General features: G+C 34.2%; 12 protein-coding genes, 1 tRNA gene and 1 riboswitch. All 13 genes read left to right on the top strand.

The genetic code is table 11. From position 1 onward, the window contains the following. Positions 1–293: 293 nt before the first annotated feature. A complete protein-coding gene (locus LY60_RS13000; RefSeq protein WP_145084588.1) occupies positions 294–1,970 on the top strand; it encodes a glutamine--tRNA ligase/YqeY domain fusion protein in 1,677 nt (558 codons plus the stop codon). Between the two features lie 126 nt (positions 1,971–2,096). Next, positions 2,097–3,251, top strand: a complete 1,155-nt coding sequence (locus tag LY60_RS12995) for a class I SAM-dependent methyltransferase (protein WP_246145467.1) — start codon at positions 2,097–2,099, stop codon at positions 3,249–3,251. Between the two features lie 11 nt (positions 3,252–3,262). Continuing rightward, the gene (locus LY60_RS12990; protein ID WP_212633489.1) at positions 3,263–4,681 is read left to right on the top strand and encodes a sigma-54 interaction domain-containing protein; all 1,419 of its coding nucleotides are present in this window, start codon (positions 3,263–3,265) and stop codon (positions 4,679–4,681) included. Between the two features lie 26 nt (positions 4,682–4,707). After that, positions 4,708–5,859: a THUMP domain-containing class I SAM-dependent RNA methyltransferase gene (locus LY60_RS12985; protein WP_145084582.1), complete on the top strand. Its 1,152-nt coding sequence runs from the start codon at positions 4,708–4,710 to the stop codon at positions 5,857–5,859. A 138-nt stretch (positions 5,860–5,997) separates the two neighbouring features. Next, the gene (locus LY60_RS12980) at positions 5,998–6,423 is read left to right on the top strand and encodes an NUDIX hydrolase (protein ID WP_019228361.1); all 426 of its coding nucleotides are present in this window, start codon (positions 5,998–6,000) and stop codon (positions 6,421–6,423) included. A 9-nt stretch (positions 6,424–6,432) separates the two neighbouring features. Further along, positions 6,433–7,428 carry a DNA-binding protein WhiA gene (gene whiA, locus LY60_RS12975; protein ID WP_145084579.1) on the top strand — a complete coding sequence of 332 codons (996 nt, stop codon included), beginning with the start codon at positions 6,433–6,435 and terminating at the stop codon, positions 7,426–7,428. After that, complete coding sequence (locus LY60_RS12970) at positions 7,397–7,663, top strand: HPr family phosphocarrier protein (protein ID WP_019228359.1); 267 nt, start codon at positions 7,397–7,399, stop codon at positions 7,661–7,663. Before whiA ends, LY60_RS12970 begins: the two co-directional genes overlap by 32 nt. A gap of 330 nt (positions 7,664–7,993) precedes the next feature. Continuing rightward, positions 7,994–8,737: a peptidylprolyl isomerase gene (locus tag LY60_RS12965; RefSeq protein ID WP_246145466.1), complete on the top strand. Its 744-nt coding sequence runs from the start codon at positions 7,994–7,996 to the stop codon at positions 8,735–8,737. A gap of 280 nt (positions 8,738–9,017) precedes the next feature. Further along, positions 9,018–9,102, top strand: a tRNA-Leu gene (locus LY60_RS12960). Between the two features lie 138 nt (positions 9,103–9,240). Further along, positions 9,241–9,413, top strand: a riboswitch (cobalamin riboswitch). 237 nt (positions 9,414–9,650) lie between these two features. Then, entirely contained in the window at positions 9,651–10,889 is a 1,239-nt protein-coding gene (gene hemA, locus LY60_RS12955) for a glutamyl-tRNA reductase (protein WP_145084576.1), read from the top strand. Then, positions 10,889–11,521: a precorrin-2 dehydrogenase/sirohydrochlorin ferrochelatase family protein gene (locus tag LY60_RS12950; protein WP_145084573.1), complete on the top strand. Its 633-nt coding sequence runs from the start codon at positions 10,889–10,891 to the stop codon at positions 11,519–11,521. The genes hemA and LY60_RS12950 overlap by 1 nt, the downstream gene beginning before the upstream one ends. Continuing rightward, the gene (hemC, locus tag LY60_RS12945; protein ID WP_145084570.1) at positions 11,522–12,442 is read left to right on the top strand and encodes a hydroxymethylbilane synthase; all 921 of its coding nucleotides are present in this window, start codon (positions 11,522–11,524) and stop codon (positions 12,440–12,442) included. After that, complete coding sequence (gene cobA, locus LY60_RS12940; RefSeq protein WP_145084568.1) at positions 12,439–13,935, top strand: uroporphyrinogen-III C-methyltransferase; 1,497 nt, start codon at positions 12,439–12,441, stop codon at positions 13,933–13,935. The genes hemC and cobA overlap by 4 nt, the downstream gene beginning before the upstream one ends.

Raw genomic sequence — 13,935 nt, 5'->3', positions numbered from 1 at the left:
AATTTTATATTATGTGGTGAACTTGGAATCTCGGATTGTAGGGGAGAACTACTGTTCTCCAGAAGATAATAAAGTTTAGATTCAAAAATTTCTTTGCAATAACTATTTATTCAATTATGGGATATAATAAATATATTGGAATAATTAACTTGAAATAAAGAGCTTCATTAAGTATAATAAAGTGAAGTTATTGTGGCAGGAGTCTGTCCAGTTTAAGATGAATATTGACTATTCATAATTACTGTTATTGCAAATAAAATATTGATAATATAAATTATTCAAGGAGGAATTAAATGAGCGAAATCGAAAATAATTCAGAAAACAGGGAATCGGTTAACTTTATTCAAAAAATAATCAATGAAGACCTGGCTAAAGGAACTTACGGCAACAGGGTGCAGACGAGATTTCCTCCGGAACCAAATGGGTACCTTCATGTGGGCCACGCTAAATCCATATGCCTGAACTATGGCCTGGCAAAGAAAAACAATGGTATATTCAATTTGAGATTTGATGATACGAATCCTACAAAGGAAGATGATTCTTTTGTTGAATCTATAATAAAAGATGTGAAGTGGCTTTGTCCTGACTGGGAAGAAAGAATATTCTTTGCTTCAAATTATTTTGAAAAAATGTACGAGTATGCTGTGGAGCTGATTAAAAAATCCCTTGCATTTGTTGACGACCTTTCAGCAGATGAAATAAGGGAATACAGGGGAACTCTTACTGAACCGGGGAAAGAAAGTCCATGGAGAAACAGATCCATTGAAGAAAACCTTGAACTTTTCGACAAAATGAAAAACGGTGAATTTGAAAACGGTAAAAAGGTGTTAAGAGCCAAAATTGACATGGCAAGCCCTAACATAAACATGCGTGATCCCGTAATTTACAGAATACTTCATGAATCTCATCACAACACAGGCGACAAGTGGTGCATTTATCCAATGTATGACTACGCACATCCAATAGAAGATGCCATAGAAGGAATAACTCATTCAATATGCACGCTGGAGTTTGAAGACCACAGACCATTCTACGACTGGCTTTTAAGCAATCTGGAAGATTTCAAAACTGCTCCAACAAAACAGATAGAATTTGCAAAATTATTTCTTACAAAGACAATGATGGGCAAAAGATATCTTAAGAAAATGGTTGAAGAAGGATATGTTGACGGATGGGATGATCCACGTATGCCAACTGTTGCAGCCTTAAGAAGAAGAGGCTACACTCCTGAAGCAATCAACAATTTCTGTGAAGCAATTGGTGTTTCCAAGGCACAAAGCGTTGTTGACATTGCAATGCTTGAGCATGCAGTGAGAGATGATTTGAGCCTGAAGGCTGAAAGAACAATGGCTGTATTGGATCCTATAAAACTAATCATAACAAACTATCCTGAAGACCAGGTAGAATACATGGAAACTGAAAATAACCCGGACAATCCTGAAATGGGAACAAGAATGGTACCCTTCTGCAGAGAAATTTACATTGAAAGAGAAGATTTCATGGAAGTTCCTCCGAAGAAGTATTTCAGACTTTTCCCGGGAAATGAAGTAAGACTTAGAAATGCTTATTTTGTTCGTTGCGAGGATTTTGTAAAGGATGAAAACGGAAATGTGACAGAAGTTCACTGCACATATGACCCTGAAACAAGAAGCGGCTCAGGATTCACAGGAAGAAAAGTTAAGGGAACGCTGCATTGGGTTTCTGCACGACACTGCCAGGATGCTGAAGTGAGACTTTACGACTACATGATGGAAGATCAGGATTATGATAAAACCAATTTCCTTGAAAAACTAAATCCAAATTCTAAAGTAGTGCTGAAAAACTGCAAGGTTGAACCTTCAATTAAAGAAAAGAATGTGGGTGAAAGATTCCAGTTCTTAAGACATGGTTATTTCATCATAGACCAGGACTCAAATGACAGCCATCTTGTTTTCAACCGCATAGTTTCTTTGAAAAGCAGCTACAAATAATTAAAACAATTAAGAATTAAGAATTAAGAATTAAGAATTATGGAAGGATTTGTGCTCAAGCACAAATCCATCTATTAATTTTTCATTCTTCACTCTTCATTCTTCATTAATATGGAGGGTGTTATATTGAACATACATGAAATAGTTACAAACAGTTTAAAGCAAAATAAGTTTATTTACGCTGTGTTTACAACTCCAAGAAACAAGTCTGAAAATCCCTACATAAAAATAACAGCCAGGACTGTTTCCTTAAAGGGAGAAAACTTCATACAGTTTGAAAAATTTACCGACAAGCAGGCTTTCCATGAAAACTGCTCCTACGAGGATGCTGCTGAAAGAATAGTGAACATGATAGTACATGATTACAGGAACATAAATATATTCACGGAAGATTCTGATTTTCAGCTAATGGTCAGCAAAAAAGGAATGGTTAAGGTTACAGAAAAAGAAGCGAGCAAAAAACCAAAAATTGATGAACACAACAAAAAGAAACAATACATCATCAGGGAACATGAACCCTGTGATTTCTTGTGTCATCTGGGCGTAATGAACCCCGAAGGCGATGTGTATGCCAAGAAGTACGATAAATTTAAACAAATAAATAAATTTTTGGAAATTGTGGATGATTCCTTAAAGGACAAAAAACTTCAGGATGATTTCATGATAATTGATTTCGGATGCGGGAAGGCATATCTTACATTTGCACTGTATTATTACTTTTATTTTATAAAAAACATTAAAGTGAAAATAATCGGCCTTGATTTAAAAAAGGATGTAATAGAGTTTTGCAACCAGACAGCAAAAAGTTTAAATTATGAACATTTGGAATTTTTGCACGGAGACATAAAGAATTTTGAATACAAGGAAAAGGTGGATATGATTGTCACTCTTCATGCCTGCGATAATGCTACAGATGCAGCCTTGGTAAAGGCAGTCATGTGGAATACTGACATAATTTTATCTGTTCCATGCTGTCAGCACGAATTTTATGATAAAATTGAAAACATGAACTTAGAGCCCATGCTTAAGCATGGCTTGATTAAGGAAAGGGTATCATCTTTGGTTACGGATTCATTGAGGAGCTTGTTTTTGGAAACAAAAGGCTACAAAGTACAGCTCATGGAATTCATAGCCATGGAACACACTCCTAAAAACATTTTAATAAGAGCAGTAAAATCAAATAAAGACATTGAAAAGTCCCAGGCGGAATATGAAGAATTTAAAAAATTCTGGAACTTAAATGACTTGTTTATAGAAAAATATTTTAATGCAATTAAGTAAGGGGGTACATGGTGGGCGAAAAGAGCTTCAACAAGCATGATAGAGGATTATTTGAATACATATTGGATAACATACCAGATTCTATTACTGTTGTTGACAAGGACGGAACAGTAATATTTTTTAATTCAACAGCAGAACAGTATTTTGCGGTTGAAAGGAAGGATATTATCGACAAAGACATAAGAACTTTTTTCCCTAATGCCATACTTCCGAGAGTGCTTGAAAGGAAGACATCATTTTACAACATTTACAACAGTCCCAGGGAAAACAGCTATGTTATTTCCAGTGCAGTTCCACTTTACGACAAGCTTGGTAACCTGATAGGAGGACTTGCAAGAGATAGAGACATCACTGAAATTGTAAAGCTCAGTGATTTATTAAACAAGACCCAGACAAATCTTTTGCAGCTTGAAAAAGAATATTCCAAAATGGCTTCTTCAGGTGAAGCATATTTTTCAAAAATAATAAGCAACAGTACAAATTTCATTCAGATAATTAACCTGTGCAGAAATATTGCAAAATCTCCCCTAAACATTCTTCTCAAAGGGGAAAGCGGAACTGGAAAAGAGTTGTTTGCAAAAGCAATACATTATGAAAGCGGCAGAAAGGGAAAATTTATTCCAATTAACTGCAGCGCAATTCCGAGGGAATTGTTTGAAAGCGAAATTTTCGGTTATGAAGCAGGAGCGTTCACAGGAGCAAAAAATGAAGGCAAAATGGGAAAGTTTGAGGAAGCCGAGGGAGGAACACTTTTTCTTGATGAGATTGCCGACATGCCCCTTGAACTTCAGCCAAAGCTTTTGAGGATTCTTGAAGATGGAGTTGTTACAAGAATAGGCTCCAACAAACAAAAGAAAATCGACGTAAGGATAATTTCTGCAACAAACAAGGATATAAGAGAACTAATTACCCAGGACAAATTCAGAATGGATTTGTACTACAGGCTTGATGTGTTTCAGATAAACATACCGCCGCTGAGGGATCGAAAAGGAGACATAGCACTTCTTGCAAACAAGTTTCTGCAGGAATTTTGCATGGAACAGGGAATAAGCATTGTAGAAATCCCTGATGAGGTTTTCGACATATTCAACCAGTACAGCTGGGGAGGAAATGTGAGGGAGCTGAGAAACGTAATTCAAAGGTCGGTTGTCATTGCTTCTCAAAGCGGAAAAGACAAAATAGAAAAAGAATTCCTTCCTTATGAGCTTCAGAGAATAAAAATAGACGAAATAAACAAAATTATAAATATAGATGAAATTGTAAACAGTGACACGGGACTTGAAGAATATCTTGAAAAAATTGAAAAAAGAATTATACAAAAAACACTGGAAGAGTCTAAGAACAACAAGGCTCTAGCAGCAAAAAGCCTTAAGATACCAAGAGCCACGCTTTATTACAAAATGGATAAATACGGCATATCAATTGATTGAACAATTGATTGTTAAGAAAGGAAAATATGGATAAAATAAAATTAGCGGCAATCAGCGCCTTCGGTCTGGAGGCAGTTGTAAAAAGAGAACTCAATGACCTGGGATATGAAAATGTTGTTACAGACAACGGCTGGATGTACTTTGACGCAGAAGCAAAAGACATACCCAGAGCAAATATCAATTTGAGGTGTGCTGACAGGGTTATGCTTGTAATGGGGCAGTTCGAAGCATTAAGCTTTGAAGAGCTCTTTGATAAAACTTATGAACTTCCATGGGAAAAGTGGATTTCAAAAGACGGAAGGTTCACTGTAAAGGGTAAATCAGTAAAATCAAAGTTATACAGCGTTCCTGATTGCCAGGCCCTTGTAAAAAAAGCAGTGTCAAAAAAGTTGTGTGAAGAATATGATGTTGAGTGGATGCCTGAAACAGGTGCTGAATACACAATTCTCATATCAATCCATAAAGATGTTGCAACTGTTTCAATTGATACAACCGGAGCAAGGGAAGGATTGTTCAAGAGAGGTTACAGAGAAAGATCAATGGAAGCTCCTCTTAAGGAAACAATGGCTGCAGCTTTGGTAAGTTTAAGCTACTGGAAAAAAGACCGAATCCTTTATGACCCCATGTGCGGTTCAGGAACAATTGCAATTGAAGCTGCAATGATTGGGAGAAATATAGCTCCGGGTTTAAACAGGAGCTTTGCATCTCAAAACTGGCCTGCTGTCAAAGAAGAATACTGGAAAAACGCAAAGATTGAAGCAAGAAAAAATATAGACCTTGATTCTGAAATTAAAATTTATGCATCAGACATAAGTGCCAAGGCCATTAAAATTGCACAGGAAAATGCTGCTGAAGCCGGAGTTGATGACTGCATAGAGTTCTTTGTAAAGGATGTAATGCACATAAAAGAACCAATGTGTCCATATGGCATATTGATTACAAATCCTCCTTACGGAGAAAGAATTGGTGATATATCTGAAATTGAAAAAATACACGAACATCTTGGAAAAGTTTTCGGCAGAGACAAGACGTGGTCCAGTTATTTCATTACTTCAATTGAAAGCTTTGAGAAAGATTTCGGCAGAAAAGCAGACAGAAAAAGGAAGCTTTTCAATGGGGATGTAAGAGTGGATTTCTATCAGTATTACGGAGAAAGACCTGAAAAACAGGAAGATTAAAATTTTTCTATTTGTAAATATTTTATCACAAAATTAGTTGAAATATATCCGTTTTTATTGTACACTGTAAATATATGTTTGATTTTTTTAAATATTGTGTTATTATATAATCTACAATATTATAAAGGTGAGGCATATATGATTGAAGAAGTAAGTGCTGGGGGGATTGTTTTTTTCAAAAACAGCATATTGATGTTAAAGAAATTTAACGGAGATTGGGTGCTTCCTAAAGGAAGAGTTGAAGAAAACGAGACGCTTAAGGAAACTGCCTTGCGCGAGGTATTTGAGGAAACCAGGGCAAAAGTTACCACCATTAAATATCTTGGAAAAATCAATTATGAGTTTAACAGAACCAGCTACATGGACAGGGTTCATATAAATAAAGAAGTTCACTGGTATTTGATGATGGCACGGAACATGAATTGCACCGCACAGAAAAATGAAGGATTTGTAGAAGCTAAATACCTTCCTTTTGAGAGATCATTGATAATTGCAAGATACGACGATGAAAGAAAAATTATTAAAAAAGCTGTTGAAGATATAAAATTTCATTGCTACAAATAAGGTGATAATATGACTTTTTCTTCTAAAATTAAGGATGAGCTGTCAAGAACAGAAATAAACAGCGATGTGGCAGCACAGGCAGAAATCTCAGCTTTAGTGAGAACAATGGGTTATATTAGCTTTAAGGGTTTTAACAAGATCGAAGTGGAATTTTCAACAGAAAATGCTGCGGTAGCAAGAAGAATTTTCAAGCTTCTTAAGATTGCGTACGGAATTTCCACTCAGGTAAGCGTGGAAAAGACCAACAGGCTTAAAAAACATAATAATTACATCATAAATATTGAAAATAATCTAGCCAGAAAGTTTTTACTGGACACAAGGATTGCCGACAAGGAAGACTTCAACATAATGGCATTTGACTACGGCGTTCCTGAAGAATTGATTAAAAATGACCTGTGTAGAAGAGCTTACATAAAAGGTTCTTTCATGGGATGCGGTTCCATAAGCGACCCTGAAAAATCCTATCATGCTGAGTTTGTCAGTAGCAGGGAGGAACAAAGCAAGGGGATCTGTAGTCTTCTTGAAAGCTACGACATAGGTGCAAAGGTAATTTACAGGAAAAACAACTATGTAACTTACATAAAGGAAAGCGAACAAATTTCAGATCTTCTGGCGCTCATGGGCGCTAACAAGGCAGTGCTTGACTTTGAAAATGTAAGAGCAGTAAAAGAAACACGCAACCAAATCAACAGGGTAATAAACTGTGAAACTGCTAATCTTGATAAGATAGTAGACACATCCATGAGGCAGATTAACAGCATTAAGATTTTGAAAAAGCATAAAGCTATTGATAATCTTCCCGACCATTTGCGTGAACTTGCATATTTAAGACTGAAACACAGCAATGCAAGCTTAAAGGAACTTGGAGAAATGCTAAATCCACCCCTTGGAAAATCAGGTGTGAATCATAGATTAAGAAAAATTGAAGAGATTGCTGAAGATTTAATGAAGCATGAGAAAAGAGGTGTAGAAGATGAGATCACAAAAAGTAATATTAAAAAATAAGATAGGACTGCATGCTAGACCGGCAGCTATATTTGTGAAGAAAGCTAGAAATTTTGACAGTGAGATTATTATTAAAAAAGGAATCCAGGAAGCTAATGGAAAAAGCATTATTAGCATAATGGCTTTAGGAGCTATGAAAGGTGACGAACTTATTATCATTACTAAAGGTTCTGATGAAGATAAGTGCATAGCTGAATTGTCAAACTTATTGGAATTCATGGAAGAAGAAGAATAAAGTATAAAAAGAGGGTGTAAACCTCTCAGTTGATGACAAAGTCAATTAAACATGTAGGGGAGGACCTCGTGTCCTCCCGCGGGCGGATACAAGATCCGCCCCTACAGTTTGTAAAATAGGGTATGTCAATTTGCTGAAGAGGGTGTAAACCCTCTTATTTATTGTATGCCCTAGCCCCATTTTTCAGGGTGTTTTTTCTGAAAAATGGCGGCAGGTCAACCGCAATGAGCACCAAATTTGTGCGACGTGAGGAGCAAACAAATTTGTGATGCGAAACTGCGCGATAAATACATAATTCATTTGCAAAATCAATAAATCATAGGAGATAAAATGGAAAATAAAGTTTTGGCTGTTGTTGACGGCAGAGAAATAAAAGAATCTGACCTTAAAGCCCTTATGGGTAATTTAGGACAAAATGCGGCATATTTTCAAGGTGCTGAAGGAAGAGCAAAGTTAATCGATGAACTTGTTATGCATGAACTGATGTATTCTGATGCTGTAGAAAAGAACTTTGACAAGGATGAAGAATTTTTAGCTGTTATGGAAAACATGAAAAAGTCCATGCTGCAGCAGTATTCCTTAAGAAAAATGTTTAACAGCATTACAGTTTCAGATGAAGAACTTAAAGATTACTACGAAAAGCACAAATCAATGTTCAAGACAGAAGAAATGGTTGCAGCAAGCCACATACTTGTTGAAACTGAAGAACAGGCCAATGAAATTCTTGAAGATATAACAGATGGCTTGAAATTTGAAGAAGCTGCAGAGAAATTTTCAAGCTGCCCTTCAAAACAAAACGGTGGTGCTCTTGGACAGTTCGGAAGAGGACAAATGGTAAAAGAATTTGAAGATGCTGCATTTTCAATGCAGGTTGGAGAAATAAGCGAACCTGTGAAGACACAGTTCGGATACCACATAATTAAACTTACAGAACACATACCTGCAAGAAATTCAGAATTTGAAGAAGTTTATCAGGAAGTTAAAGAAGGTTTCTTTGTAGAAAAGCAAGAAAAAGTATACATGGATAAAAAAGCTGAACTTACAGACAAGTACGAAGTATATATAATGGAATAGAAAAATGCAGGGATTTGTCTGGTGACAGTCCCTGTTTTTTACAAATTGAAGAAGCAAGATTTGCAAAGATTGTTGAAAAGCTATACATTTGATTGCTGTCATTCTGAGGCGCAGCCGATGAATCTCATCTTTTCAATGAAAGTCTGTGAATAAAATTCTTTTAAAACCTTACACTTGTTAACAACTTTATAAATTTTGTTGCAAATCAGTAAAAGTTTAGAACTTAGCAAAAAAAATGTTGCAAATCTAAACTCCTTGTGTTAATATAATTAAGCGATATGCGGATGTGGCGGAATTGGCAGACGCGCACGGTTCAGGTCCGTGTGGGTAACTCCATGCAGGTTCAAGTCCTGTCATCCGTACCAATATATAATGAAAAAGCAATCTTATAAAATGAGATTGTTTTTTTTTATGCTCACTCTAAGAAACTATAGTGTGCTCTTTATCTGGAGTGGGATTATATTTGTTGACAATATAAAGATCTTAATATATAATTTAGGCAAATTGAATATTTGTGTTGTGGTAACATAAGTTTTAATAGGGAAAACAGTAAAAGCTGTTACAGCCCCCGCTACTGTGAAAGGTGATAATTTTCAATGCCACTGTGCGTATGCATGGGAAGGTGAATATTAGTTGAACCGAAAGTCAGGAGACCTGCCATAATACTTTTTTATAGATTTTCGGGAGGATTATCGTATAATAATTAAAATTGTTATTGTAAATTATTATGTTTATTTAAACTTCCGAAAAACTTCGGAAGTTTTTTTATTGTCTGAATTATAATCAGGAGATATTGCTAGTTGTTTGCCAGTAATATCTGTACCAGAATTAAAGGATTTCCAGTTTAAAACAATTCAACTTATATTGAAAATAAAATCATTACCAAAAGAGGTTGTGAGAACAAGAGGTGAGCATGGAAGTAGCGGTAATAGGATTTAATCATAATTTATCACCTATTAAAATAAGAGAAAAAGTTTTTTTTACTGAAGCTAAAAAGATTGAAGCAACTACTATATTATTAGATAAAAATATTGATGAAATAATTATTTTGTCAACGTGCAACAGAAGTGAAATATATGTAGTATCAGACAATATAGAAAGGGCTGTTCATATTGTTAAAGAATTTTACTTATCTTTTTTTAACGATAAAACGATTGATGAATATATTTTTTCAAAAATTAATGATGAAGCTGTTAGACATATTTTTCAGGTATGTGCCGGGTTTGATTCAATTGTAATAGGCGAAGATCAAATACTTGGACAGGTTAAAGAAGCCTTGACTACGGCAATGGTATTAAATGGCAGCAGTAAAATATTAAATAAATTATTTAGAGAAGCAATTACTGCTGCAAAAAAAATTAAAACAAAAGCAAAGATATCTGAAAATCCACTATCAATTAGTTATATTGGCGTAAAAAAGCTTAGGGAGAATATCAAGGATTTGTCAAATAAAAAAATTCTTGTTATTGGAATTGGAAAAATGGGTATTCTGGCTTTAACTCACCTAAGAGAGAATAAGACTGGTCAAATATTTATCTGCAACAGAAACAAGTGCAAGTCCATAGACATATGGGAAAAATATAAAGACGTAGAAGTAGTGGAATACGAAAATTTGAAAAATATAATCAATGAAGTAGACATTATCATAAGTGCAACCTCATCCCCTCATGTAATTATAAAAGAAGAGGACATGAAAAAGAATAGAGATAAAGCTTTATATATTCTTGATTTAGCAATGCCAAGGGATATTGATGAAAATATAAAAAACATTCCAAACATTTTATTGTATGATGTGGACTCGTTAAAAACAGAATCTGAAGAAAATAAAATTATGAGAGAAACTCTTTTAAATGAAAACTTAAGTTTTATTGACGAATGCATTGATGAATTTAACATATGGAAAAGCAGTTTAAAAGCAGACAAGGTATTAGAATCAATGTATATAAAATGCAACAATATAAAAGAAGACACTGTTTCATACATTTACCGAAAGACAAATTTAAGTGTAAAAGATAAAAAAATAATTGATAAAATGATTGAATCATCGCTTAAAAGACTTATGAGAGAAGCAGTTATAACACTAAAAGATACAAGGGAGGAAAAAAAGCTTAATGAGTATGTAAAAGTGCTCAATGAACTTTTTGGATTTTAATGCGCTATTATCCTATATGTATTGATACATTAAATAAAAAAATACTAGTTGTGGGTGGAGGAAACGCCTCATATTTAAAGCTGAAAGACCTTGCAAAGACTGATGCTCATATAGACGTTGTTTCAGAAAAGTTTTTAAAGGAAGTTGATGAGCTGAATAATATCAATAGAAATATTATTCTAATAAGAGAAAACATTGAAAACTTTGAAATTTCAGATGATTATCACATGGTTTTTATCTGTACTGACAATCATGAGTTGAACATGGAAATCTGCAAATATTTTAAAGATAAAAAATTCTTGGTCATGGTTGCTGACAGTAGGGAGAAATCAGATTTTATTACTTCAGCTATTTTACATAAAGATAATATAACAGTATCGGTAAATACACAGGGCAAAAGCCCGACAGCTGCAAAACTAATATTAAATGAAACTGGTAAAATCCTTAATGAAGAATTCACAGAAAAAATAAGCTTGCTGTGCGAAATAAGAGAGCAGTTAAAAATGAAAAATAACGAAGGTTTAAATATTGGAAATATAAAATCTACCATGGATTCATTGATATGTAAAAATAACTCGGATTTGAAAATATTTTTAAATGATATTGAGGATTCAGTCAGGCAGGAGAACTAAATGAAAATAAAAGTGGGAACAAGAGGCAGCAATTTAGCTTTAATTCAGACAAACTTAGTAATTAAAGAACTGAAAGAAAATAACCCTCACTTGGAATTTGAAATAAAAGTAATAAAGACAAAGGGAGATATAATACTAAATGTACCTCTTCATAAATTTAACGATAACGGAATATTTTCCAAGGAAATAGAAACTGCACTGCTTAATAAAGAGATTGACTTAGCTGTTCATTCAATGAAAGACATGCCGTCTAGGCATACAAAAGGTCTTACATTTGGTTCAGTGCCCAAAGGAGAAGATCCCAGGGATGTTATAGTTTCAAAAAAAATTATTAACTCTTTATCGGACTTGGAAGGATGCTTAATTGGAACAGGAAGCGTAAGAAGGGACGTCCAGCTTAAAAAATTCATTAAAAATATTGAAGTTAAAAGTATCAGAGGAAACATTGAAAGCAGAATGAACAAAATCGAAACAGAAAATCTTGATGGTGTAATGCTTGCAGCAGCAGGATTAAAAAGAGCAAACTATGAAAGCAGGATAAGCTGTTACTTGGATCCAAAGTTGTTTATACCATCCCCTTGTCAAGGAATTTTAGCTCTTCAAATAAGAGAAGAAGATGAAGAAATAAAAAACATACTAAAAACCATTGAACATTATGAAACATCAATTAGAGCAAAGGCAGAAAGGGCATTCCTAAAAAAATTGGGAGTTGGCTGTGAATTTCCCATGGGTGCATATACAGAAATTAATGATGAATCCATGACTTTGTATGCAATGTACGGTGATGAAAACGGCAGGTTCTTGTTGACGACAAAAGGCACTGCTCCAATATCTCAGGCAGAAAATCTTGGCATCATGTTAGCCGAAGAATTGATTGAAAAAAGCCATGAATTAAGTTCAGAAAGGATAACCGAAGAATGAAAGAAAATGGAAAGGTTTATTTGGTTGGTGCAGGTATTGGCAGTGAAGAAAATATAACAATAAAAGGCAAAAAAGTTTTAGAACAGGCAGATGTTATTGTTTATGACAGACTATTAAACATGGGATTAATAAATTTAAACGATACGTCAAAGGAATTCATATATGCCGGTAAAGAATCTGCAAATCATTATTTGACCCAGGATGAAACTAATGAAATAATGGTTAAAAAGGCCTTAGAAGGAAAAACAGTAGCAAGACTTAAAGGGGGAGACCCTTATGTTTTTGGAAGAGGTGGAGAAGAAGCTGAATACCTTGTAGAAAGAGGAATAGAGTTTGAGGTTGTACCAGGTATAACATCGGGAATTGCAGGTTTATGTTTTTCAGGGATACCAATAACACACAGGGATTACAGCTCATCTTTGCACTTAATAACAGGTCACAAAAAAACGCAGTCTTATTTGGACTTTTATGCTCTGTCCAAGCTGAACGGTACAGTAGTATTTTACATGGGCCTTGAAAACTTATCAAACATAGTAAGTGGTTTTATGAAAAATGAGAAAAGTCCTGATACTCCCTGTGCGGTAATAAGCCATGGAGGATATCCGGACCAGGTGGTTGTAGCCTCTTCTTTAGAAAATATATTAAAAGATATTGAAGGTAAAAATATAAAAAGTCCAAGTTTAATTGTAATAGGTGATGTTGTTAAATTAAGGAGCAGACTTAATTTTTTTGAAAATAAATCCCTATTTGGAAAAAATATAGTTGTAACAAGAGCAAGAGCTCAGGCAAGTTCATTGGTGAGCGCACTTAAGGACCATGGGGCAAATGTTATTGAGGTTCCCGCAATAGAAATAAAACAAATCAATATAGAATTATTATCTAAAGAAATAAATAATTTACAAAAATACTCCCATATTATTTTTACAAGCACTAATGCGGTAAAAATATTTATGGACAATCTACTTAAAATAAAAGATGTAAGAAGCCTTGGGAATATAAAAATATTTGCCATAGGAGACGGTACAGCTGCTAAGCTTATGGAATATGGTATAAAGGCAGACTTTGTGCCAAGCAGCTTTGTTGCTGAAACACTGTTTGAAGAAATAAAAGATTTTCTTAAACATTCTGATAAAATTTTAATGCCAAGAGCATTAAAATCGAGATCATTCTTAAAGGATAAGCTATCAGAAATTTGTGAAACAGTTGAAGTTTTTATATATGACACTGTTATTGGAACTATCGGAGAATATGAAAAAGAAATTTTAAAAAATAAAATTGATTATATAACATTTACAAGTTCTTCTACTGTTGAAAATTTTATTAAATTAATTGACAGTGAAACTCTTGAAAATATTAGAAATGCTAGAATAATATCCATTGGTCCAATAACAACTAAAACAGCAGAAAATAACGGTTTAAATGTATACAAGCAGTCAGAGATATATAATATTGAAAATTTAATTAATACAATCTTAAATGATCTGGAGAAATAA

Source organism: Sedimentibacter saalensis (assembly GCF_007830175.1).
In the GTDB taxonomy this organism is placed as follows: Bacteria; Bacillota; Clostridia; order Tissierellales; family Sedimentibacteraceae; genus Sedimentibacter; species Sedimentibacter saalensis.
This window is presented reverse-complemented; position numbering and strand designations above follow the sequence as displayed.